Source organism: Pseudomonas vanderleydeniana (genome assembly GCF_014268755.2).
GTDB lineage: Bacteria > Pseudomonadota > Gammaproteobacteria > Pseudomonadales > Pseudomonadaceae > Aquipseudomonas > Aquipseudomonas vanderleydeniana.
On the sequence record NZ_CP077093.1, the window covers coordinates 1,221,513 to 1,245,530 of the forward strand.

Sequence of the window (24,018 nt, forward strand, 5' to 3'; positions counted from 1 at the left end):
CCTTCAATAGACATCCCGGCGATAGCGTCCCTGCTCGATCAGTCGTTCGACCACGTCGGCACCGAGCAGGTCCACCAGCGTCTGGTCGACGCCGGAGGCCATTCCCTGCAGGCTGCCGCAGATGTAGATGGCCGCGCCGTCGGCGAGCCAGCGGTGCAGTTCGTCCGCAGCCTCGCGCAGGCGATCCTGCACGTAGACCTTGGCCGGCTGGTCGCGAGAGAACGCCAGGTCCAGGCGGGCGATGTCGCCGTTGGTCAGCCAGCCCTGCAACTCCTCCCGGCAGTAGAAGTCGTGGGCTTGATTGCGTTCGCCAAACAACAGCCAGTTGCGCTGCTGGCCGTCGGCGATGCGCGCCTTGAGCAGGCTGCGCAGGCCGGCCAGGCCCGTACCGTTGCCCAGCAGGATCAGTGGGCAGGGCTCGTCCGGCAAATGGAAGACGCTGTTGCGCCGCAGCCGCAGGCTGATGGCTGCCCCCAGGCCTGCGTGCTCGGTCAGCCAGCCGGAACCGAGGCCGAGGCTGCCATCGGCGTGCCGTTCCTGGCGCACCAGCAGTTCCAGTTCGCCGTCGCTGGCGATCGAGGCAATCGAGTATTCACGTTGGGCCAGCGGGACCAGCGCGTCGACCAGGGCCTGGGCATGCAGGCCGACCAGGTGGCCGCGGTTGTCCGGTAGTTGGCGGCCGGCCAGGGCCTGGGCGAGGGTCTCCGACAGGCCGTCGACCTGCACCGGGCTGCTCGCGTCCAGGCCGAGGCCACTGAGGAACTGCTCGACGGCCGCACTGCTCTGGCGCGGCAGGATTTCCACCAGATCACCGGCTTGCCAGGTACTCGGTGCCGGGGCGCTCAGGCCGAGCAGGTAGACAGCGGAGCCGCTGCTGCCCGGGTTGAGCAGTTCGCGCCGGTTCAAGGTCCAGTTGTCGAAGCGTGGTGCTTCCCAGCTCGCCACCGGTGCACCACCGGTGACCTGGCTGAGTTGCTGCTGCCAGTAGCGCAGTGCGTACGGGTCGCCGCTGTCGACTTCCACCGGGGCGAACAGGGTCTGGCCACCACGGGTCTCGAGCCAATGGTGCAGGCGGCGGGCGAAGCCGCAGAAGTTCGGGTACTGGCGGTCACCGAGGGCCAGCACCGAGTAGTTCAGACCCTCGAGGGCCAGCGCCTGGCCAAGCACCCTGCGTTCGAAGCCGCGGGCGCTGTCCGGCGCCTCGCCGTCACCGAAGGTGCTGACGACGAACAGGGCATGGCGCGCCTCGCGCAGCTGGCGTTCGTCCAGTTGCGCCAGCGGCTGGACCTGTACCGGCAGGCCGGCGGCCTGCAATTGGCCGGCGGTCTGCCAGGCCAACTGTTCGGCGAAACCGCTCTGGCTGGCAAAACCCACCAGCCAGCCCGAGGTCTCGCCATTGTTCTGGCCGAGGCCCTCGCGGGCTTTTTTCACCGCCTGTTTCTTGCGCCGACGATCCAGGTAAAGCAGCCAGCCGGTGACGAAGAACAGCGGCATGGTCAGGCTGGAAACCGTCAGCAGGATCCGCCCGGTGAGGCCGAAATAGCTGCCGACATGCAACGCGTAGATGCTGGTCAGCAACTGTGCCTTGAGGCTCTTGTCGGCGTAGGGGAAGTGCTCGCGGATCTTGCCGGTGGCCGGGTCGAGGATGATCTGGTTCAGGGCGCGATCATGAGGCGAGTCCTGCAGCATGTAGAACACGGTCGCCGGCTGCCCGGCCACGGGTGGCATGCGGATGTTGTAGGCCGTCAGGCCCGGGCCTGCAGCCTTCTGGATGCTGGCCCAGATTGCGTCGTAGTCGGCGGTGGGGGCCGGACCTGCCGGTGCCGGGCCACGGTTGCCCCGGCGCTGCTGGGCCGGGGAGTCGGCCAGCAGCTTGTTCAGGCCGTTGGAGTACCACTCGTAGGACCAGGACAACCCGGTCAATGCCGACAGCAGGTAGAACACCAGGCACCAGGTGCCGGCCACCGAGTGCAGATCCCAGTTGAAGGCCCGGCCCTTTTTCGCCCAGTCGAGGGTCAGCCAGGCGCGCCAGTCGAGGGCCTTGCGCGGCCAGCGCAGGTACAGCCCGGACAGGCAGAAGAACACCAGCATCAGGGTGCAGGCACCGGTGATCTGGCGACCGGTGTCGCCCATGGCCAGGATGCGATGCAGTTGCAGCGTCAGGTTGAAGAAGTCCTGGCCGACCACGTCGCCCTGGTACTCGCCGGTATAGGGATCGAAGTAGCGCAACTGGCCCCGGCGCTCCCCCGGTGGGGCGGTGAAGAACACCCGTCCTGCCTGATCGCCATGGGGTTCGACCCACAGCATCGCAACGCTCTTGCCTTCGTTGGCCTCGAGCTTGCGCACCAGCTCGGCCGGCGGCAGGGCGGGATGATCGGGGACCTCGACCTGCAGCACCGAGGGGTTGAGCAGGCGCAGCAGTTCGTCCTGGAAGGACACCATGGCACCGGTAATGCCCATGAAGGCCAGCACCAGCCCGGCAGTGATGCCGAACAGCCAATGCAGCTGGAACAGTGTTTTTTTCAACACGATGACCGCCTTGCTCAATCAAACCGATTCTTCACGGCACCTATTATGCCGTGTGTGCGAATGCGACGAATTCATATTTGTTAGCTTTTTACAAACATTACGATACACAGCGCTACAACGGACCTGACGCACGAAAGCCCCGCTCATGTCGATGGGCGGGGCTTTCGGCTACGCAACAACCTAGAAGTGGAAGTTGGTGGTCAGCAAGGCGGTACGGCCGGGCGCCTGGTTGGCGAAGTGGGTCGAGAAGGCCTTGTCGTAGTAGGTCTCGTTGGTCAGGTTCTGCACGTTGAGCTGCAGGTCGATGTTCTTGGTCAGCTTGTAGGCGGCCATGGCGTCGTAACGGGTGTAGGACGGTACGTAGACAGTGTTGCCGGTATCGCCGTAGACCTGGTCGACGTAGAAGGCACCGCCGCCGATGGTCAGCTTGGGCATGACCTCGTAGGTGGTCCACAGGCTGAAGCTGTTCTTCGGCGTGTTCGGCATCTGGTTGCCGCTGGCCTGGGCGGCTCCGGCGGTGACGGCACCGTTGCGGCCGGTCAGGCCGGCGTCGACCAGTTCACTCTTGAGGTAGCTGTAGCCGGCGAACACTTGCCACTTGTCGGTGATCTTGCCGCTGGCCGACAGCTCCAGGCCATCGACCCGCGATTCGCCGGCGTTCTCATAGATGTTCTGCGACACCAGGACCCGGGTGTTTTCCTTCTCGGTGCGGAAGATCGCCGCTGTCAGAGAGAGGCGGTCGTGGAATACGTCCCACTTGGTACCCAGCTCGTAGTTGGTGGTGGTTTCCGGTTCCAGGTCGCTTTGCAGCGTGCTGTTGCCGGCGGTCAACGGGTTGCCGTCACTGCCCTGGCCGAGCATGGCGCCTGGCGGGGTGGCGGAGGTCGCGTAGGAGACATAGATACTGCCGTTTTCCACCGGCTTCCACACCAGGCCGCTCTGCCAGTTCCAGAAATGGCTGTCGTTGCTGGTCTTGCCGGTGGTGGTGTTTTTCGCCTCGGTCTTGAACGAGTCGTAGCGCAGGCCGACGTTGAGCTGCCATTTCGGGTCCAGCTCGATGGTGTCGAAGGCATAGATCGCACGGGTGTCGCCGGTGGTGTCGGTGCCCGCGTAGTTGCGGGTGATGGCGCCGGTCCAGGCATCGTTCGGGTTCGGGTTGCTCAGCGAGGTGCAGCTTGGAATCGTACCCGGGTTGCAGACCTTGGCGGTGTTGCCTGCCACGTTGTAGCTGCTGGTCTGGCTTTCCTCGCGGCTGATTTCGACGCCGGTCGAGTAGCTGTGCTTCATGTCCAGCAGGCGGAAGTTGCCGAACAGGTCGGTCTGGTTGGTGGTGGTTTCGGTGTTCGACACCAGGGTGTTGGCGCGACGCCAGACGGTGCCGTAGCGGTTCACGTTGAACTTGCTGTCGTCCGGCTGGGTGAGGATGTAGTCCTGGCCGGTGTTGCCGTGACGCAGGGTGTTCTTGATGGTCATCGCATCGTTCAGGTCATGCTCGAAGGCAAAGGTGCTGATATCGGTGCGGGTCTTGCGGAAGTCGCGATCCTTCAGGCCGTAGAAGTTGCTGCTGTCGCCGCCATCGTTCGGCTTGTCGTGGACGTGGGCGGTGGCGGTCGATGAGCCGTAGCCGTAGGGAATGCCCGAGTCTGGCAGGTCATCGCTCTGCATGTGGTAGTAGCTGAGGTTGACGCGGGTATCGGTACCCAAACCGAAGCTCAGCGAGGGCGCGACACCCCAACGGTCGTAGTTGACCGAGTCACGGTCAGCGACGTTCTGTTCGTGGCTCATCAGGTTCAGGCGGAACGCGGCGCTGTCGAGGAACTGGCGGTTCACGTCGAGCACGTAGCGGCGGGTCTGGTCGGAGCCATAGGTGAAACCGCCGTTGGTGAAGTCGGCCTGCTTGGGCAGCTTGCTGACCAGGTTCAGGCTGCCCCCGGCCGAGCCGCGGCCGCCGAACGAGGAGTTGGGGCCCTTGCTGACTTCGATCGACTCGACGTCGAAGATTTCCCGCGATTGCGCGCCGGTGTCCCGTACGCCGTCGACGTAGGTATCACCCTGGGCATCGAAGCCGCGGATGAAGGGGCGGTCACCCTGCGGGTTGCCGCCTTCGCCGGCGCCGAAGGTGATGCCCGGCACGGTGCGCAGGGCATCCTGCAGCGAGGTGGCGGCGGTGTCCTTCAGCACCTGCTGCGGCACGACGGTGACCGAGCGCGGCGTGTCGACCAGGGGCGCGGTGTATTTCTGCGAGGAGGCCTTTTCGACCTGGTAGGAGGTGGACTCCTGGGCTTCGCCTGTCACGGTGGTGGCACCGAGCGAAAGCACCTTGTCCTGTGCCTTGCTGTCGGTCTCTTCTGCCGCCTGGACCATGTGCGCGGCCGAGGTGGCCGTGATGGCCATGCCGATTGCCGAGGCGAGCAGGCGTGGTGAACCGGTCGGTGTTTGTCTTTGTTGGCGTGACATCAGAATTCCCCTCCCCGAGGTTTTGAGGCGGCGGAATATAGGGTAAACAAGTATTTGTATCAATTGCGATAAATTACTATTCGCGGTTAATTTACATTCTTTACAAATTTTCCTTACGGTTTTTACGTTCTCATTCGTCTGCCGGGCCGAACGGCGTTTTACAGTTTCAATAAGAATCAAATACCATTGCGATACTTTCTCTTTAAGGTGTCGCTCCATGCTGTTGCACATCCCTGGCGTGTTCTCCCGCGACGAAGTGCTGCGTATTCGCGAGGCGCTGGAGCAGGCCGATTGGGCCGATGGCAAGGTTACTGCGGGTTACCAGTCGGCCAAGGCCAAGCACAACCTGCAATTGTCCGAGGGGCATCCGCTGGCCAAGGAGATCGGTGCGGCGATGCTCGAGCGGCTGTGGAAAAATCCGCAGTTCATGTCTGCAGCGCTGCCGCACAAGGTGTTCCCGCCGTTGCTGAACTGCTACACGGCGGGTGGCAGTTTCGACTTCCACATCGACAACGCGGTGCGCCAACCCCGCGGCAACCCGGAGCGGGTCCGCACGGACCTGTCGTCGACGCTGTTCTTCAGCGATCCGGACGACTACGACGGTGGTGAGTTGGAAATCCAGGACACCTACGGTACGCGGCAGGTCAAGCTGCCGGCCGGTGACCTGGTGCTCTATCCGGGCACCAGCCTGCACAAGGTCAACGCGGTGACCCGTGGGGCCCGTTATGCGGCGTTCTTCTGGACCCAGAGCCTGGTCCGCGAGGACAGCCAGCGAACCCTGCTGTTCGACATGGACAATGCGATCCAGAGCCTGACCCGTGACGTGCCCGATCACCCGGCGCTGATCCAGCTGACCGGTACCTACCACAACCTGCTGCGCCGCTGGGTGGAGGTCTAGTCGATGAGCTTTCAGTTGCGCCGCCAGGAAGTGCTCGATGGCGAGTCGTTGCGGGCGATGCTGGAGGACAATCCGGTGCGCGCCGCCCAGGCCATCCTGCTGGCTGCCGGCGAGGGGATCGTCGAGGCCCAGGCCCTGCTGGGGCAGATTCTCCTGCAGGGGCAAGGCATCGAACAGGACCCGGCATTGGCCGTGCGCTGGTTCGAGATTGCCGCCAATGGCGGTCACGCGATGGCGCGCAACATGCTCGGGCGTTGCCACGAGCACGGCTGGGGCTGCGAGGCCGATGCCGTGCAGGCTGCCCGGCATTACCGGATGGCTGCGCAGGCTGGCCTGGACTGGGGTTTGTACAACCATGCCAACCTGCTGGCGACCGGGCGCGGGGTGGCCGAGGACCAGGTGCAGGCGCTGGCGGGGTATCGGCAGGCGGCGGAGATGGGGCATGCCAAGTCGATGAACCTGCTCGGGCGTTACCTGGAAGATGGACGGTTCTGTCCGGCTGACCTGACGGCGGCCCACGAATGGTATCGACGTTCGGCCGAGGCGGGGGATTTTCGCGGGCAGTTCAGCCATGCGGCGGTGTTGGCTGACCAGGGCCAGGTCGAGTCGGCCCTGCAGTGGTTGGAGCGGGCGCTGGAGGGCGGCAACCTGAAGTTTCTCCGGGTCAGTCGCCAGGCGCTAAAGGCCGCGAGTGATCCGGCGATCCGGGGCATGGCCCTGGCCTATCACCAGCGGGCGGCTGCCATCGGTGATGAGCACGACCTTGCCGCCTTGCAGGCTTTTCAGGCGTAAGGCGATCCGTCGACTTGTGAGCATGGCTTGGGGGCCTCTTCGCGGATAAATCCGGCTCCCACAAGTGCTCGCGTCGTGCATGAATCCTGTGAACGACGCTGACACTGTGGGAGCCGGCGGTCCGGCGTCCCGGTTTATCCGCGAAAGCATCGACCCAGGCGACGCATGACTTCACTATCGAGCTGATCCGCCATGGAGGCGCCGGAACAAAAAAGGCCCGTGATGAGCACGGGCCTTTTGTTGACGCCGATACCAGCAGTTACACGTAGAACGACTTCAGCGGTGGGAAACCGTTGAATTCGACGGCGCTGTAGCTGGTGGTGTAGGCACCGGTGGACAGCCAGTACAGGCGGTCACCGGCGGCCAGGTTCAGCGGCAGGCCGTACTTGTAGTTCTCGTACATGATGTCGGCGCTGTCGCAGGTTGGACCGGCGATCACCACTTCTTCCACCTCACCGTTCTTCTCGGTCCAGATCGGGAACTTGATCGATTCGTCGGTGGTTTCGATCAGGCCGGAGAACTTGCCCACGTCGGTGTAGACCCAACGCTCCACGGCGGTACGGGACTTGCGGGCTACCAGCACCACTTCACTGACCAGGATACCGGCGTTGGCGATCAGCGAACGGCCCGGCTCCAGGATGATTTCCGGCAGGTCGTCACCGAAGTCTTCCTTGAGGAAGCGGATGATTTCCTCGGCGTAGGTTTCCAGGCTGTTGGTCCGGGTGATGTAGTTGGCCGGGAAGCCGCCACCCATGTTGATCAGCTTGAGCTCGATGCCGTCTTCTTCCTTCAGGCGCTCGAAGATCACCTTGACCTTGGCGATCGCCGCGTCCCACACGCTGATGTCGCGCTGTTGCGAACCCACGTGGAAGGATACGCCGTAAGGCACCAGGCCCAGGTCACGGGCGAGGATCAGCAGGTCCATGGCCATGTCGGTCTGGCAGCCGAACTTGCGCGACAGGGGCCAGTCGGCCGTGGTCGAGCCTTCGGTGAGAATCCGCACGTAGACTTTCGAGCCCGGGGCGGCCTTGGCGATGTTGCGCAGGTCGGCTTCCGAGTCGGTGGCGTACAGGCGCACGCCCTTCTCGTAGAAGTAGCGGATGTCCTTGGATTTCTTGATGGTGTTGCCGTAGCTGATGCGGTCGGCGCTGACGCCCTGACCCATCACTTTATCCAGTTCGTAGATCGAGGCGATGTCGAAGCTCGAACCCTTCTGGTTCAGCAGGTCGATGATCTCGACCGCCGGGTTGGCCTTGACCGCGTAGTAGACCTTGGCAAATTCGAAACCGGCGCGCAGGTCATCATAGGCCTGGGCGATCATCTGGGTATCGATGACCACGAACGGGGTTTCCTGCTTGTCGGCGAATGCCTTCATTTTCTTGAAAGTATCGCGCGCGAAATAGTCTTCGACCTGGATCGACATACGTGGGGGACTCCTAGTGGCAAACGTGAGTTATCAATGGGTGCAAATGAACGTCCTCCGTATCCCCACTTTGGTTCGCCTACTTCCCAAGGCATTGCCGCCGAAAGCAAAAAGGCCATCCGGGCCGCCTGAAAGCTGCTGCGCTGGAAAAGGCTGCGTTGGAAAGAGGCTCGGAATGCTCATTTACCATCAGTAAACTCCGCTTCCTCGCCTCTTCCCGCCTTGCCTTTTCTGCGCTCGCGACGCTCTCGGACGGCCCGGAACAGTTTCCCTTGGCCTTGCTGTCTCGTCGTCAGTACTTGAGCCGGATGGATCGTTTCCAGCATGGACGTTCGGCGCGAACTTTAGGACTTGAGGGGCTTGAGATCAACTAAAAATGTCGCGTTTTTGCACGCGCTCGTCGCGTGACCCGGATCAGTCAGTTATTTAACCGACCCGGATGACAGTCTGATGTTCCCCTTCAGCGACCGATGGTTTGCGTCCAGCCCCGCCTGTATCACCACGCCGGCTCCTGCAATGAGGCTCCGTTACACCGTCGGGCTCAGGCCTCGACCAGTTCCGCCGGCGAGACGATGCTGGTCTTGGCCCCGCGCGAGCGCCCGGAGCTCAGGTAGGCGGCGATCGATTCCTGGGTCACTTCGCCGAGGAATACCCGCTCGGCATCCAGTACCGGCAGCCATGCCCGGTTGAACTCGTACATGCGCGACAGCAGGATGCGCAGGTGTTCGTCGTAGGCGGCGGTGGCGTTGAATTCGCGCAGGAACTGCCCGCAATCACCGTTCTGGCGATGCAGGTCGCGACGACGGACGTAGCCCAGGGCCCTGTTGTCGGCGTCGGTGACCACCACGTAGCGGCGGTCGTGCTCGTCCATCAGTTCCAATGCCTCGGCCACCGGAGTGTGCGGGCTGACCGACGGCGCGTTGTCCGCGGCATCCTCGGCCTTGACCAGCAGCAGGCGCTTGAGCGTGCTGTCCTGGCCGACGAAGTTGCTGACGAACTCGTCCGCCGGGTGCGCCAGCAGGGTGTCCGGGTGGTCGATCTGGATCAGCTTGCCGCCACGGAAGATGGCGATCTTGTCGCCCAGCTTGAGCGCTTCGTCGATGTCGTGGCTGACCATGATCACGGTCTTGTTCAGCGCCCGCTGCATCTCGAAGAACTCGTTCTGGATCATTTCCCGGTTGATCGGGTCGACCGCGCCGAACGGCTCGTCCATCAGCAGCAGCGGGGCCTCTGCCGCCAGCGCGCGGATCACGCCGATGCGCTGCTGCTGGCCGCCGGACAGTTCCCGTGGATAACGATGCAGGTACTGCTTGGGCTCGAGCTTGATCATGCTCATCAGCTCGCGGGCCCGCTCGTGGCATTTGTGCTTGTCCCAGCCGAGCAGGCGCGGGACCACGGTGATGTTTTCCTCGATGGTCATGTTCGGGAACAGGCCGATCTGCTGGATCACGTAGCCGATGTTGCGCCGCAGGGTCACTTCATCCAGCTCGGTGGTGTCCTCGCCGTTGATCAGCACCTTGCCCGAGGTCGGCACGATCAGCCGGTTGATCATTTTCAGCGTGGTGCTCTTGCCGCAACCGGACGGGCCGAGGAACACGCAGATCTCGCCTTCGTTGACGGTCAGGCCCACGGAGTCGACGGCCTTGACCGCCTTGCCATTGCTTTGAAAGGTCTTGCTCAGGTCTTGAAGTTCGATCATTTCAGGAGTCCTTTTGGAGTCAACGTGCGTTGCAGGCGTTGCAGCAGGAGGTCGGCGACGATGGCCAGGACACTGACCAGTACCGCGCCGACCAGCAGCATCGACATGTCGCTGCGGCTGATGGCCGCGAGGATGAGTACGCCGAGGCCGCCGGCACCGATGGTGGCGGCGATGGTCATGACGCCGATGTTCATCACCACGGCGGTACGCACGCCGGCGAGAATCACCGGCACGGCGATCGGCAGCTCGACCATGCGCAGGCGCTGGCCGAAGGTCATGCCGATGCCGCGGGCCGCTTCCCGGATGCCCGGTTCGACACCGGTCAGGGCCAGGTAGGTGTTGCGCATGATCGGCAGCAGTGAATAGAGGAACACCGCAGTGATCGCCGGCAGCGGGCCGAGGCCCTGGCCGAATTTCGAGTAGAACGGCAGCAGCAGGCCGAACAGTGCGATCGATGGAATGGTCAGCAGTACCGTGGCGCTGGCCTGCAGGGGGCCGGCCAGGGTCGGGAAGCGGGTCATCAGCACGCCCAGGGGCACGCCGATGACGATCGCCAGGGTCACCGCGATGCCGACCAGGGTGATGTGCTGCCCGGTCAGGTGCAGGACCTGTGACCAGTCCAGATGGGAAAAGGCGTTGATCAATTCCATGTCTTCTCCTCAGTCGATAGGGTGCTGGCGCAGGAAGTCGGCGGCCACGGCGGCCGGGCTTTCGTGGTCGACGTCGACCCGGGCATTGAGCTGGCGCATGGTCTCGTCGTCGAACAGCGCGGCCAGTGGCTTGAGGTCGGCGGCCAGCCGCGGGTTGGCGTCGAGCACCGCCTGGCGCACCACCGGTGCGGCGGTGTAGTCCGGGAAGTAATGCTTGTCGTCTTCCAGCAGCTTGAGCTTGAAGGCGTTCAGCCGACCGTCGGTGGTGTAGACCAGGCCGGCGAACACCTGGCTGTTGCGCAGGGCGGTGTAGACCAGCCCGGCGTCCATCTGGCGGATGGTGCGGCGATCGAGGTTCATGCCGTACAGCTTGACCATGCCTTCCAAGCCGTCGGAGCGGTTGGCGAACTCGGTGTCGAGGGCGACCAGGTGATGCTGGTCGGCCTCATTGGCCAGTACCTGGGTCAGCTGGCTGATGTTGCTGACCTGTGGATAGTGCTGGGCCACCTTCTCCGGCAGGGCCAGGGCGTAGGTGTTGCTAAATTTCGACGGGCTAAGCCAGACCAGGCCCTTTTTCGCGTCGAGTTCCTTGACCCGTGCGTAGGACTGTTCGCGGTCGAGTTTTTCGGTCACATGGTTGTAGGCCACCAGCGAGACGCCGGTGTATTCCCAGAGCAGGTCCAGTTGCCCGCTTTCGTGGGCGCTGCGGGCCAGGTTGCTGCCCAGGCCGCCGGTGACCCGGGTGTCGTAGCCCTTGCTGCGCAGGTATTGCGAGGTGATCTCGGCGAGCAGGGTCTGCTCGGTGAATACCCGGGCGCCGATGCGGATCAGCGGTTTGTCGGCGGCCTGGGCCGCTCCCGCGAACAGCAGGGCGCAGGCGAGAAAAATGCAGAGTCTTTTCATGTTCTTTCCTTTGCTCAGGCCGGGCGCAGCCCGCGTTCCAGCCAGAGGCGGCTGGCGAGGGTCACCAGGGCGTCGAGCAGCAGTGCCAGCAACGCGGTACAGGCGGCGCCGAGAATCAGCTGCGGCTGGTTGTTCAGGGCGATACCGGGGAAGATCAGGCTGCCCAGGCTGTTGGCGCCGATCAGGAAGGCCAGCGGTGCGGTGCCGACGTTGAGCGCCAGGGCCACTCGCACGCCGCCGACGATGATCGGTACGGCGTTGGGCAATTCGACCTTCCACAGCACCTGGCGCGGAGTCATGCCGATACCGGTGGCGGCCTCCTTGAGCGATGCCTCGACGTTCTTCAGGCCTTCATAGGTGTTGCGCACGATCGGCAACAGCGAGGCGAGGAACAGCGCGAAGATCGCCGGGCCGGCGCCGATGCCGAGAATCCCCAGGGCGATCGCCAGCACGGCCAGCGGCGGCACGGTATTGCCGATGTTGAACACTTGCATGAAGCGTTCGGCGCGCGCGGCCATGGCCGGGCGACTGAGCAGGATGCCGGCGGGAATACCGACCAGAAGCGCCGCGAACATCGAGGCGAGCACCAGGTAGAGGTGCGCTTGCAGGTAGAACCACAGATCGGCCTGGTAGTGCGCGATCGTGCTGATGCCGATCCAGTGGATCAACAGGGCGAGGAGGGCGATCACGATCACGCCTCCTGTAAGCCCCTTGCCATAGCGATTAGCCACAGATGGACTCCTTTTTTCGGTCGGCGAACACTCTTCCGTGAGGCAACGCCATGCCTGGCTGCCGGAAAAGTGTCCGCGAAAAGCAGCTTCGTCCCGGCCGATAAACGGCCACGGGAGAAGCCATGAGCGCCGACCTCGTCAGGCTAACTGACTGATTTTTCTACACCTGACGAAAGGTCATGACAGGGGAGTGGACGCCTGCGGTGTTTAAAAGGTTCCGCAATTGGCAGCATTTGGCCATCTCGCGGGAAGGGCGACGCAGGGCGTCGGTCGGGCTGGCGGTGGCCGCTGGGCTGCAGTCTGGTCTATAATCTGCGCCCTTTTTTGAATCACCTGTCAGGCGATTTCCCATGACCAACCAGGCCGCCGAAGTCGCGAAACGCCGCACCTTCGCCATCATTTCCCACCCGGATGCGGGTAAAACCACCATCACCGAAAAACTCTTGCTGATGGGCAAGGCGATTGCGGTGGCCGGTACGGTGAAGTCGCGCAAGTCCGACCGCCATGCCACCTCCGACTGGATGGAGATGGAGAAGCAGCGTGGTATTTCCATTACCACCTCGGTCATGCAGTTCCCGTATCGCGAGCACATGATCAACCTGCTCGACACCCCCGGTCACGAAGACTTCTCGGAAGACACCTACCGGACCCTGACCGCCGTGGACTCGGCGTTGATGGTGCTCGACGGTGGTAAGGGCGTAGAGCCGCGGACCATCGCCCTGATGGACGTCTGCCGCCTGCGCGACACGCCGATCGTCAGCTTCATCAACAAGCTCGACCGCGATATCCGCGACCCGATCGAACTGCTCGACGAGATCGAGGCGGTGCTGAAGATCAAGGCGGCGCCGATCACCTGGCCGATCGGCTGCTATCGCGACTTCAAGGGCGTGTACCACCTGGCGGGCGACTACATCATCGTCTACACCCCGGGTCACGGCCATGAGCGCACCGAGGTGAAGATCATCGAGAAACTCGACTCGCCGGAGGCGCGCGCGCACCTGGGCGACGAGTACGATCGCTTCCTCGAACAACTGGAGCTGGTGCAGGGCGCCTGCCACGAGTTCAACCAGAAAGAGTTCCTGACCGGCCAGATGACTCCGGTGTTCTTCGGTACCGCACTGGGCAACTTCGGTGTCGACCACGTGCTCGACGCGGTGGTCGACTGGGCGCCGATGCCGCTGGCCCGGGTGGCCAACGAGCGCTCGGTGGAGCCGGTGGAGGAGAAGTTCACAGGTTTCGTGTTCAAGATCCAGGCGAACATGGACCCCAAGCACCGCGACCGGATCGCCTTCATGCGCATCTGCTCCGGCAAGTACGAAAAGGGCATGAAGATGCGCCATGTGCGCACCGGCAAGGACGTGCGCATCGGCGATGCGCTGACCTTCTTCTCCTCCGAGCGTGAGCAACTGGAAGAGGCCTACTCCGGCGACATCATCGGCCTGCACAACCACGGCACCATCCAGATCGGTGACACCTTCACCGAAGGCGAGGCGCTGGGTTTCACCGGTATTCCGCACTTCGCCCCGGAACTGTTCCGTCGCGTACGCCTGCGTGATCCGCTCAAGTCCAAGCAATTGCGCCAGGGCCTGCAGCAGTTGGCGGAAGAGGGTGCGACCCAGGTGTTCTTCCCCGAGCGCAGCAACGACATCATTCTCGGCGCCGTCGGTGTGCTGCAGTTCGACGTGGTCGCCAGCCGCCTGAAGGAGGAGTACAAGGTCGAGTGCTCCTACGAGCCGATCACCGTGTGGTCTGCGCGCTGGATCGATTGCAGCGACAAGAAGAAGCTCGAGGAATTCAGCAACAAGGCCGTGGAAAACCTGGCCCTGGATGGTGGTGGTCACCTCACCTACCTGGCTCCGACCCGGGTCAACCTGGCGCTGATGGAAGAGCGCTGGCCGGACGTGAAATTCCGCGCCACCCGCGAGCATCATTGATTCGCCATTGGCGAACACGCGGTAAACGAAAACCCCGCTGCCTGGCAGCGGGGTTTTTTATGGGGCAGACAAATGATCGTTCCCACGCTCCGCCTGGGAACGCAGCCCGTGCCGCTGTGCGCCACAAGCGCGGACGCCGAGAGTGGAGTGATCGTTACTCTGCGTGCTGGCCAATGACCTGTTTTGATCGTTCCCACGCTCCGCGTGGGAATGCAGCCCGTGCCGCTCTGCGCCACAAGCGCGGACGCCAAGCGTGGGGTGATCGTTACTCTGCGTGCTGGCCAATGACCTGTTTTGATCGTTCCCACGCTCCGCGTGGGAACGCAGCCCGTGCCGCTCTGCGCCACAAGCGCGGACGCCAAGCGTGTGGTGATCGTTACTCTGCGTGCTGGCCGATGACCTGTTTTGATCGTTCCCACGCTCCGCGTGGGAATGCAGCCCGTGACGCTGTGCGTCACAAGCGCGGACGCCAAGCGTGGGATCGGTCGTTGTTCTGGATGATGGTCGATGACCTGTTCTAAGGGTTAGTCGCAATCGATCTAAAGGAAGAAACCAAGTTTCATGTAGCCACCATGGCGAAGTCGCCCGCCCGGGACTAGGTTCAGTCAAGGTCGGCGCCGTTTTCGGGCGCCAGTGTTCGCGATTTGCCTGCCACAGGAAGGAGCGACGATGAACATCTTTCAACGCATGGTGTTGCTGATCAAGGTAATGGTGATGCTGTCACTGGGTATGAGCGCCGCGTGGGCCACCACGACTCCCGTCCAGGGCGATGGCTTCTGGGGCATGCACAGTGTCCAGGACAGCGGCCAGATGCTCGCCAAGTCCGACGCCGAACCGGGTGACGAGGGCCAGGGCGGCAGCAAGGGGGATGACGATTCCACTACCGAGGAGCCGGGTGGCGATGACGGCGACGAAGGTGACAGCGATACCTGAGTCATGAAAAAGGCCCCGGCTTCCAGGTTGATGCGCAACCTGGAAGCCGGGGCCGGTGCAGCGGTTTCAGCGCTCTCGCAGGTTCTGGAGAGCGCTTTTTTTGCGCCTTACAGGAACTGCTCGGCGTAGTGACAGGCGACCTGGCGGGTGTCCACCTGGCGCAGCTCCGGCAATTCGGTGCCGCAACGCTCGGTGGCGTACGGGCAACGCTTGTGGAAGGCGCAGCCGCTGGGCGGGTTGAGCGGGTTGGGCAGCTCGCCGGCGATCTTGATCTTCGGCTTCAGCGGGTCCGGGTGAATGGCCGGGGTGGCCGACAGCAGCGCCTGGGTGTAGGGGTGCAGCGGGCGCTCGTAGATGTCTTCCTTGGGGCCCATTTCCGCCGGGCGGCCGAGGTACATCACCAGCACCTGGTCGGCCACGTGGCGCACCACCGCCAGGTTGTGCGAGATGAACACGTAGGCGGTGTTGAACTCCTGCTGCAGGTCCATGAACAGGTTCAGTACCTGGGCCTGGATCGACACGTCGAGGGCCGAGGTCGGCTCGTCCGCCACCAACACCTTGGGTTGCAACATCATGGCGCGGGCGAGGGCGATCCGCTGGCGCTGGCCACCGGAGAACATGTGCGGGTAGCGCTGGTAATGCTCGGGGCGCAGGCCCACCTGCTTCATCATCGCCTGCACTTTCTCGCGGCGTTCGGCGGCCGACAGCTTGGTGTTGATCAGCAGCGGCTCGCCGAGCTGGTCACCGATCTTCTGCCGTGGGTTGAGCGAGGCGTATGGGCTCTGGAAGACCATCTGCACGTCCTTGCGCAGTTGCTTGCGCTGGGCCTTGTCGGCCCCGGCGACTTCCTGACCGGCGATCTTCAGCGAGCCGGAGGACGGTTCCTCGATCAGGGTCAGGGCGCGAGCCAGGGTGGACTTGCCGCAACCCGACTCACCGACCACGGCGAGGGTCTTGCCGGCTTCGAGCTCGAAGGACACGCCATTGAGGGCGCGCACGGTGGCGTGGCCCTTGAACAGGCCACGGGAGACTTCGTAGTGACGGGTGAGGTCGCGGGCGGTAAGAACGACGGCCATTACGCCACCTCCTGGTTCAGCGGGTAGAAGCAACGGGCAAGGCTATTGGCTTTCGGGTCCAGGCTCGGACGCTGCTGGCGGCAGCTTTCCTGCACGTACGGGCAGCGCGGCGACAGCAGGCAGCCCTGCGGCCGGTCATAGCGGCCGGGGACGATGCCGGGCAGGGTCGACAGGCGTGCGGCGCCGAGGCTGTGTTCCGGGATCGCCTTGAGCAGCGCTTCGCTGTAGGGGTGCGCCGGAATGTCGAACAGGCCGGGGATCTGGCCGACTTCCACGGCCTGGCCGGCGTACATCACGCAGACCCGCTGGGCGGTTTCCGCCACGACCGCGAGGTCGTGGGTGATCAGTACCAGGCCCATGTTCTGTTCCTGCTGCAGGTTGATCAGCAGGTCCATGATCTGCGCCTGGATGGTCACGTCCAGGGCGGTGGTCGGTTCGTCGGCGATCAGCAGTTTCGGCTCGCCGGCAATCGCCATGGCAATCGCCACGCGCTGGCTCATGCCACCGGACAGCTGGTGCGGGTAGGCGTCCATGCGGCTCGCGGCGCCCGGGATCTCGACCTTCTCCAGCAGCTCGATAGCACGCTTGCGGGCCTGCTTGCCGGACATTTTCAAGTGCAGGCGCAGCACTTCCTCGATCTGGAAACCCACGGTGTAGCTGGGGTTCAGCGCGGTCATCGGGTCCTGGAACACCATCGCCAGGTCCTTGCCGACGATCTGCCGGCGCTGCCGGGCGTTGAGCGTGAGCATGTCCTTGCCGTCGAAGCGCAGGGCGTCGGCGGTGACGATACCGGGGTGATCGATCAGGCCCATCAGCGCCATCATGGTCACGGATTTGCCCGAACCGGATTCGCCGACGATCGCCAGGACCTCGCCCTTGTTCACGCTCAGGTCGAGGCCATCGACCACCGGCACAGCGTTCTTGTCGCCGAAGCGGACGTTGAGATTCTTGATTTCTAGCAGTGACATGGGAATCTCCTCAGGCGGCATTCTTGAGTTTCGGGTCCAGCGCGTCGCGCAGGCCGTCGCCCATCAGGTTGATTGCCAGCACGCTGAGCAAAATGGTCAGGCCGGGCAGGCTCACCACCCACCAGGCGCGTTCGATGTAGTCGCGGGCCGAGGCCAGCATGGTGCCCCACTCCGGAGTCGGCGGTTGTACGCCGAGGCCGAGGAAGCCCAGGGCGGCCGCGTCGAGGATGGCCGAGGAGAAGCTCAGGGTCGCCTGGACGATCAGGGGCGCCATGCAGTTGGGCAGCACGGTGATGAACATCAGGCGCGGCAGGCCGGCACCGGCCAGGCGTGCGGCGGTCACGTAGTCGCGGTTCAGCTCGCCCATCACCGCGGCGCGGGTCAGGCGTACGTAGGACGGCAGCGAGACGATGGCGATGGCGATCACGGTGTTGATCAGGCCTGGGCCGAGGATGGCGACGATCGCCACGGCCAGCAGCAGCGAGGGCAGGGCGAGCATGATGTCCATCAGGCGCATGATGGTCGGCCCGAGAACGCGCGGGAAGAAACCGGCCAGCAGGCCCATCAGGATCCCGGGGATCAGCGACATCACCACCGAGGACAGGCCGATCAGCAGCGACAGGCGCGAACCCTGGATCAGCCGCGACAGCAGGTCGCGACCGAGTTCGTCGGTGCCCAGCAGGAACTGCGCCTGGCCGCCTTCGAGCCAGGATGGCGGGGTGAGCAGGAAGTCGCGGAACTGCTCGCTCGGGTCATGGGGTGACACCCACGGGGCGAAGATCGCGCAGAAGACCACCAGCAGCATGAACAGCAGGCCGGCGACGGCGCCCTTGTTGCGGGCGAAGGCCTGCCAGAATTCCTTGTAGGGTGATGGGTACAGCAGGCTCTGGTCGACTGCTGCTGAGGAGATTGGAGTACTCATGAATAGGCTCTCAGCGCTGGTGACGGATACGTGGGTTGGCAAAGCCGTAGAGGATGTCCACCACGAAGTTGACCAGGATCACGATGCAGGCGATCAGCAGGATGCCGTTCTGCACCACCGGATAGTCCCGGGCGCCGATGGCTTCGATCAGCCATTTGCCGATACCGGGCCAGGAGAAGATGGTTTCGGTCAGGACCGCGCCGGCCAGCAGCGTGCCGACCTGCAGGCCCATCACGGTCAGTACCGGGATCAGCGCGTTGCGCAGGCCGTGGACGAACACCACGCGGGCCGGCGACATGCCCTTGGCGCGGGCGGTACGGATGTAGTCCTCGCGCAGCACCTCGAGCATCGACGAGCGGGTCATCCGGGCGATCACCGCCAGCGGGATGGTGCCGAGTACGATGGACGGCAGGATCATGTGGTGCAGGGCGTCCCAGAATGCGTCCGGCTGATCGCTGAGCAGGGTGTCGATGAGCATGAAGCCGGTCTTCGGCTCGATGTCGTAGAGCAGGTCGATCCGCCCGGAAACCGGGGTCCAGCCCAGGGCGACCGAGAAGAACATGATCAGGATCAGGCCCCACCAGAAGATCGGCATCGAGTAGCCCGCCAGGGATATGCCCATGACCCCATGGTCGAACAGCGAGCCGCGCTTGAGGGCCGCGATCACCCCGGCCAGCAGGCCGAAGACTCCAGCGAACAGCAGGGCGGAGATGGACAGCTCCAGGGTGGCCGGGAACAGCGCGGTGAATTCGGTCCAGACACCGGTGCGGGTGCGCAGGGATTCACCGAGATCGCCATGGGCCAGCTTGCCCACGTAGTCGATGTATTGTTCGTAGAGCGGCTTGTTCAGGCCAAGGCGTTCCATCGCCTGGGCGTGCATCTGCGGGTCGACCCGGCGCTCGCCCATCATGACTTCCACGGGATCGCCTGGGATCATGCGAATCAGCGCGAAGGTCAACAGCGTGATGCCGAAAAACGTGGGGATCAGTAACCCCAGTCGGCGGGCAATAAAACTAAACATCTTGTGGTGTACCTCATCAGCCGGTTAGGCGTGCTGGTCGCGGCCCCGGGTAGGGCCGCTTCCGGCGTGTTTTCTACTTCACCTGGGTCGTGGCGAAGTTATTGGTGGACAGCGGGTTAATGTGATAACCCTCTACGTTCTTGCGCATGGCGGTAAACATCTTCGGATGCGCCTGGTCGACCCAAAGCACCTGGTCATGCAGGATTTCCAGGGCTTTCTCGTAGAGCGCGGCGCGTTCGGCCGGTTCCGTCCTGGCACGGGCCTGGTCGATCAACGCCTGGAATTGCGGGTTGCATGAACGGCTGTAGTTTTCGCCGTTTTTGGCGGCTTCGCAACTCATCAGCGGGCTGAGGAAGTTGTCCGGATCGCCGTTGTCGCCGCTCCAGCCGGCGGACACCATGTCGTGCTCGCCCTTTTTCGCGCGCTTGAGCATCTCGGCCCATTCCATGACGCGGATGTCGATCTTGATGCCGACCTTGGCCAGGTCCGACTGGATCAACTGTGCGCCCAGCTGCGGGTTCGGGTTGGTCGGACCACCGCCATTGCGGGTGTACAGGGTGAACACCGTGCCTTCGGGCACGCCGGCCTCCTTGAGCAGGGCGCGGGCCTTCTCCAGGTCCTGCGGCGGGTTCTTCAGCTTGTCGTTGTAGCCCAGCAGGGTCGGTGGATAGGGATTGACCGCGGCGATGGCGTTGCCCTTGCCGTAGAGGGTGTCGACGTAGGTCTGCTTGTCCAGCGCCAGCTCGATGGCGCGGCGTACCCGCACATCGCTCAGGTACTTGTGTTCGGTGTTGATCGCGGTGTAGCCGGTGGCCATGGCCGCCATGCTGACCACCTGCAGGTTCGCGTCGGCCTGGATGCTCGGTACGTCATCCGGTTTCGGGTACAGCGCGACCTGGCACTCATTGGCCCGCAGCTTCTGCAGCCGGGTGTTGTTGTCCGGGGTGATGGCGAAGACCAGGACTTCGGCCGGTGGCTTGCCACGGAAATAGTCCGGGTTGGCCTTGTAGCGTACCTGGGCGTCCTTGGCATAACGCTGGAACACGAATGGACCGGTGCCGATCGGCTTGGCGTTCAGGTCGTCCTGCTTGCCGGCCTTGAGCAGCTGGCCTGCATACTCGGCGGAGTGGATCGAGGTGAAGGCCATGCCCAGGTCGAGCAGGAAGGGCGCTTCGGGACGGGCCAGGGTGAACCGTACGGTCATGTCGTCGACTTTCTCGACGTTCTTCAGCAGGTCCTGGAAACCCATGCTTTCAAAGTAGGGGAAGCCCACCGTGGACTGCTTGTGCCAGGGATGGTTCGGGTCCAGCTGGCGCTGGAAGCTCCAGAGCACATCGTCGGCATTGAGTTCGCGGGTCGGCTTGAAGTAATCGGTGGTGTGGAACTTGACGCCCTTGCGCAGGTGGAAGGTGTACTGCAGGCCGTCGGGGCTGATTTCCCAGCTTTCGGCCAGGGCCGGCTGGATCTCGGCGGTGCCTGGCTTGAAATCCACCAGGCGGTTGAACAGGGTCTCGGCCGCAGCGTCGGATGTGACGGCGGTGGTGTACAGCACCGGGTCGAAACCTTCCGGGCTGGCTTCCGTGCAAACCACCAAGGGTTTTGCCGAAACGCCAACGGCTATGGTCAGCAGGCTGGCTGCGACGGCCGCCCGCAGGGAAAGCATCTTCATATAAACCCTCCGTAATCAATTGAGCCAGATTAGTCGCTGGGGCCGATTCGTCGAGCCGACCCCAACGTCGCTACCTACCGGGATCCCGCAATCAAAGAATCTTGAACGGGATGGTGGTGACCAGGCGGAACTCGTTGAGGTTGCCGTCAGCCTGGTTCTCCGAGGCCCGGTGAGTGGTGTAGGTGGCACGAATGGCGGTGGCCTTCAGTGGGCCGCTCTGTACCGCGTAGGAGGCGCCGATGCCGTATTCATAGTGGTGCTCGCCGTTCATGTTGCGCACGTCATAGGCGGTACCGGTGTAGTGGGTACCGTCGATGCCCCAGCCACGAGCCTGGTAGATGTTGAACTTCAGGCCGGGTACACCGTACTCGGCCATGTTGAGGCCGTAGGCGATCTGGAAGGATTTCTCGTTCGGGCCGTTGAAGTCCGACAGCAGGGAGTTGGCCAGGTAGATGCCGTTGGTTTCGTGCAGGTAGTCGAAGTACTCGTTGCCGTTCACCGCCTGGTAGGAGAAGGTCAGGCTGTGGGCCTGGTGGGTCAGGCCGAGCGACAGGGAGTAGGTGTCGTTGTCGATTTCGCCCATCTTCTTTTTGCCGGTATCGACGGTCTTGTAGTAGTTCAGGCCGGTGGTCAGGCCCAGTACCGAGCTGTCGCCCAGGTCGTGGGTGGCGCCGAAGTAGTACTGGTTCCAGAAGTCTTCGACGTGGGCGCCGTAGAGGCTGGTCTTCAGGCTCTTGAAAGGCTGGTAGTTGATGCCGGCGGTGTTGACGTGGTCGGTTTCTGCACCATTGTTGGTGTACTCGGAGCGGAATTTCGACAGGCTCTGTTCGGTCCGTGGTGATACGCGATCGAAGGTGGCGACATCGAAGGACAGGTTGTTCAGCTCTTCGCTGTGCAGGCTCACGCCTTCGAAGCTGGAAGGCAGCGCACGGTTACCGATGGTGTCGACGATCGGCGTGCTGAAGTTCTGGCGGCCGGCGGTCAGGGTGGTGTTCGACACGCGGAACTTGACGTTGGCCAGGCCCAGCTTGCTCCACTGGCCGACGGCATCGCCGTCGCTGTGGGTCAGGGTACGGTTGGAACCACCGGCCATGTCCTTGCGGTCACGGTCCAGGGCGATGGCGTTGTAGGCGGCGACTTCGGTGCTGACGCCGACGGTGCCCTGGGTGAAGCCCGAGGTGTAGTTCAGGATGGTGCCCTGGACCCAGTTGATACGACGTGGGGTCGGGGTCGGGGTGTCGCCGCCTTTCTTGTAGGAGAAGCGGTCATCACGGCGTTTCAGTTCGTTGGCGTACCAGTTACGGGTAGTGCCGCCCAGGCTCTGGCCATCGATGAAGCCCTTGGCTTCGCTCTGGGCATTGCTGGTGTTGAGGCCGGTCGGAATGAACTCCTGACTCTGCGATTCCGCATGGGCCATCAGGCTGGCACTACTGATTGCTAAGGCTAACAACGCTTTCTGAGAGAGTTTCAAGGTAAAGCTCCTTTAGTTTCTTTTTTTGCTTACCGGCTTTTTCAGGTATGCCGGTTGTTTTTGGTGAACTCTTTTTTTCTTGTCGCAAACGTTTGCTTGGCAGTGGTTCGCCGAATTTCGGCTGCAAGATTGCGTGAGGGCGAAATTCGCCCCCAGCGCGGGTCACGGTTTTTTATTGTTCGATACTGACGCCCGAGAACGAGTTGCGACCAAAGGGACTGACCTTGAAGTCATTCACCTTGGCGCTCAGCGGCTGGTTGACCGTCGAGTGGGCGATAGGGGTGATCGGCACCTGTTGCTTGAGCAACTGCTGGGCCTGTTTGTAGAGCACTGTCCGCTGCTCGCGATCAGTGACGATCTTGGCTTGCTTGATCAGCTTGTCGTACTGCGGGTCGCACCACATGGAGTAGTTGTTGCCGCCAATCGCGTCACAGCTGTAGAGCGTCCCGAGCCAGTTGTCCGGGTCGCCGTTGTCGCCGGTCCAGCCGATCAGGCTGATATCGTGTTCGCCATTCTTGGTGCGCTTGATGTACTCGCCCCACTCATAGCTGACGATCTTCACCTTGAGACCGATCTTCGCCCAGTCGGCCTGGAGCATCTCGGCCATCAGCTTGGCGTTGGGGTTGTACGGGCGCTGGACGGGCATGGCCCAGAGGGTGATCTCGGTGCCTTCCTTGACACCGGCGGCCTTGAGCAGCTCCCTGGCCCTTTCCGGATCGTAGGCGGCGTCCTTGACGGTGCTGTCATAGGACCACTGGGTCGGCGGCATGGCATTGGCCGCCAACTGCCCGGCGCCCTGGTAGACCGCGTTGAGGATGCTCGGCTTGTTCACCGCCATGTCCAGCGCCTGGCGTACCTCGAGCTGGTCGAACGGCTTGTGGCGAACGTTGTAGGCGATGTAGCCGAGGTTGAAGCCCGGCTTCTCGATCACCTGCAGCTTGGGGTCGCTCTTGAGCGCGGCGACGTCGGCCGGACGCGGGTGCAGGGTGACCTGGCACTCATCGCGCTTGAGCTTCTGCACGCGCACCGAGGCATCGGTATTGATCGCGAAGATCAGCTGGTCGAGCTTGACCTGGCTGGGGTCCCAGTACTGCTTGTTGGCCGCGTAGCGGATCTGCGTGTCCTTCTGGTAACGCTGGAACACGTACGGCCCGGTGCCGATCGGCTGTTGGTTGATCTCGCTCGGAGTGCCCGCCTTGAGCAACTGCTCGGCGTATTCGGCGGAAAGGATCGAGGCGAAGCTCATGGCGAGGTTCTGGATGAACGCGGCGTCGACGCTGTTGAGCGTCATGACCACGGTCAGCGGCCCGGTCTTTTCGACCTTGGCGATATTCTTGTTCAGGCTCATCCCGGTGAAGTAGGGGAACTCCGTGGGGTAGGCCTTGCGGAACGGGTGTTCGGCATCGAGCATGCGGTTGAAGGTGAACAGCACGTCGTCGGCGTTGAAGTCGCGATGCGGGGTGAAGTACTTGGTGGTGTGGAACTTCACGCCTTCGCGCAGGTGGAAGGTGTACACCAGGCCATCCGGCGAGATATCCCAGCTCTTGGCCAACGCCGGTGCGACGGAGGTCTCGCCCCGGACGAATTCCACCAGCCGGTTGTAGATCGGCTCGGCGGCATCATTGTCGGTAGCGGCGGTGTACTGCGCGGTGTCGAACCCGGCCGGGCTGCCCTCGGAGCAGAACACCAGGCTGCCGGCAGCCTGGGCACAAGCGGCTCCAGCCCACAGGGCGGTGCCGATGAAAGCGGATAAAACGAAGGTATGGCGCATGACGATCCCAATCCATTTTTATTGTCGTTGGTGAGCAATTGCCATGTCCTGGGGCATGGAGACATCACCAACCCAGTCAGTCGAATGCAGCAGTGCCGCTCGTTGGCATTGGTCGGTAATGCCCTGACGTTATGGCGCCAAGTCACTGCCGTAAATGCGTAGAGCCTGAGA

The 24,018-nt window shown here is 63.1% G+C and carries 18 protein-coding genes; 4 read left to right on the plus strand and 14 right to left on the minus strand.

Annotated features, from left to right (window positions below; translation table 11 throughout):
* Nucleotides 1–3: 3 nt before the first annotated feature.
* Both HU752_RS05455 and HU752_RS05460 read right to left on the minus strand, forming a co-directional pair.
* A complete protein-coding gene (locus HU752_RS05455) occupies nucleotides 4–2,529 on the minus strand; it encodes a sulfite reductase flavoprotein subunit alpha (protein WP_186686284.1) in 2,526 nt (841 codons plus the stop codon).
* A gap of 180 nt (nucleotides 2,530–2,709) precedes the next feature.
* Nucleotides 2,710–4,986: a TonB-dependent receptor gene (locus HU752_RS05460; protein ID WP_186686282.1), complete on the minus strand. Its 2,277-nt coding sequence runs from the start codon at nucleotides 4,984–4,986 to the stop codon at nucleotides 2,710–2,712.
* A gap of 217 nt (nucleotides 4,987–5,203) precedes the next feature.
* Here HU752_RS05460 and HU752_RS05465 point away from each other — a divergent pair, with 217 nt between their 5' ends.
* Nucleotides 5,204–5,884 (plus strand): Fe2+-dependent dioxygenase, encoded by a 681-nt coding sequence (locus tag HU752_RS05465; RefSeq protein WP_186686279.1) that lies wholly within the window; start codon nucleotides 5,204–5,206, stop codon nucleotides 5,882–5,884.
* A 3-nt stretch (nucleotides 5,885–5,887) separates the two neighbouring features.
* On the plus strand, nucleotides 5,888–6,676 hold the full coding sequence (locus tag HU752_RS05470) for a tetratricopeptide repeat protein (protein WP_186686277.1): 789 nt from the start codon (nucleotides 5,888–5,890) through the stop codon (nucleotides 6,674–6,676).
* Between the two features lie 259 nt (nucleotides 6,677–6,935).
* Here HU752_RS05470 and HU752_RS05475 read toward each other — a convergent pair whose 3' ends face one another.
* From HU752_RS05475 to HU752_RS05495, 5 genes are all read right to left on the minus strand, one after another.
* Nucleotides 6,936–8,099: a type III PLP-dependent enzyme gene (locus HU752_RS05475; RefSeq protein ID WP_186686274.1), complete on the minus strand. Its 1,164-nt coding sequence runs from the start codon at nucleotides 8,097–8,099 to the stop codon at nucleotides 6,936–6,938.
* A 541-nt stretch (nucleotides 8,100–8,640) separates the two neighbouring features.
* Nucleotides 8,641–9,798, minus strand: coding sequence for an osmoprotectant ABC transporter ATP-binding protein OsmV (locus tag HU752_RS05480; protein ID WP_186686272.1), 1,158 nt, complete (start codon nucleotides 9,796–9,798; stop codon nucleotides 8,641–8,643).
* Nucleotides 9,795–10,448, minus strand: a complete 654-nt coding sequence (locus tag HU752_RS05485) for an ABC transporter permease (protein WP_186686270.1) — start codon at nucleotides 10,446–10,448, stop codon at nucleotides 9,795–9,797. Before HU752_RS05485 ends, HU752_RS05480 begins: the two co-directional genes overlap by 4 nt.
* A 9-nt stretch (nucleotides 10,449–10,457) precedes the next feature.
* Complete coding sequence (locus HU752_RS05490) at nucleotides 10,458–11,351, minus strand: glycine betaine ABC transporter substrate-binding protein (RefSeq protein WP_186686268.1); 894 nt, start codon at nucleotides 11,349–11,351, stop codon at nucleotides 10,458–10,460.
* Between the two features lie 14 nt (nucleotides 11,352–11,365).
* Nucleotides 11,366–12,082, minus strand: coding sequence for an ABC transporter permease (locus HU752_RS05495; RefSeq protein WP_186686266.1), 717 nt, complete (start codon nucleotides 12,080–12,082; stop codon nucleotides 11,366–11,368).
* 350 nt (nucleotides 12,083–12,432) lie between these two features.
* Here HU752_RS05495 and HU752_RS05500 point away from each other — a divergent pair, with 350 nt between their 5' ends.
* Nucleotides 12,433–14,016 (plus strand): peptide chain release factor 3, encoded by a 1,584-nt coding sequence (locus tag HU752_RS05500; protein ID WP_186686264.1) that lies wholly within the window; start codon nucleotides 12,433–12,435, stop codon nucleotides 14,014–14,016.
* A gap of 669 nt (nucleotides 14,017–14,685) precedes the next feature.
* The gene (locus HU752_RS05505) at nucleotides 14,686–14,949 is read left to right on the plus strand and encodes a hypothetical protein (RefSeq protein ID WP_186686262.1); all 264 of its coding nucleotides are present in this window, start codon (nucleotides 14,686–14,688) and stop codon (nucleotides 14,947–14,949) included.
* Between the two features lie 107 nt (nucleotides 14,950–15,056).
* On the opposite strand, the gene HU752_RS05510 is transcribed toward HU752_RS05505, so the two are convergent.
* The 7 genes from HU752_RS05510 to HU752_RS05540 all read right to left on the minus strand — a co-directional run bounded on the left by HU752_RS05510 (nucleotide 15,057) and on the right by HU752_RS05540 (nucleotide 23,847).
* Nucleotides 15,057–16,025, minus strand: a complete 969-nt coding sequence (locus HU752_RS05510; protein WP_186686259.1) for a peptide ABC transporter ATP-binding protein — start codon at nucleotides 16,023–16,025, stop codon at nucleotides 15,057–15,059.
* Nucleotides 16,025–16,993 carry an ABC transporter ATP-binding protein gene (locus HU752_RS05515; protein WP_186686257.1) on the minus strand — a complete coding sequence of 323 codons (969 nt, stop codon included), beginning with the start codon at nucleotides 16,991–16,993 and terminating at the stop codon, nucleotides 16,025–16,027. The genes HU752_RS05510 and HU752_RS05515 overlap by 1 nt, the downstream gene beginning before the upstream one ends.
* A gap of 10 nt (nucleotides 16,994–17,003) precedes the next feature.
* Complete coding sequence (locus HU752_RS05520; protein WP_186686247.1) at nucleotides 17,004–17,915, minus strand: ABC transporter permease subunit; 912 nt, start codon at nucleotides 17,913–17,915, stop codon at nucleotides 17,004–17,006.
* Between the two features lie 10 nt (nucleotides 17,916–17,925).
* Nucleotides 17,926–18,936: an ABC transporter permease subunit gene (locus HU752_RS05525; RefSeq protein WP_186686245.1), complete on the minus strand. Its 1,011-nt coding sequence runs from the start codon at nucleotides 18,934–18,936 to the stop codon at nucleotides 17,926–17,928.
* A gap of 73 nt (nucleotides 18,937–19,009) precedes the next feature.
* Nucleotides 19,010–20,605, minus strand: coding sequence for an ABC transporter substrate-binding protein (locus tag HU752_RS05530; RefSeq protein WP_186686242.1), 1,596 nt, complete (start codon nucleotides 20,603–20,605; stop codon nucleotides 19,010–19,012).
* Nucleotides 20,606–20,696: 91 nt separating this feature from the next.
* On the minus strand, nucleotides 20,697–22,076 hold the full coding sequence (locus HU752_RS05535; protein WP_186686240.1) for an OprD family porin: 1,380 nt from the start codon (nucleotides 22,074–22,076) through the stop codon (nucleotides 20,697–20,699).
* A 172-nt stretch (nucleotides 22,077–22,248) separates the two neighbouring features.
* Complete coding sequence (locus HU752_RS05540; RefSeq protein ID WP_186686238.1) at nucleotides 22,249–23,847, minus strand: ABC transporter substrate-binding protein; 1,599 nt, start codon at nucleotides 23,845–23,847, stop codon at nucleotides 22,249–22,251.
* Nucleotides 23,848–24,018 lie beyond the last annotated feature (171 nt).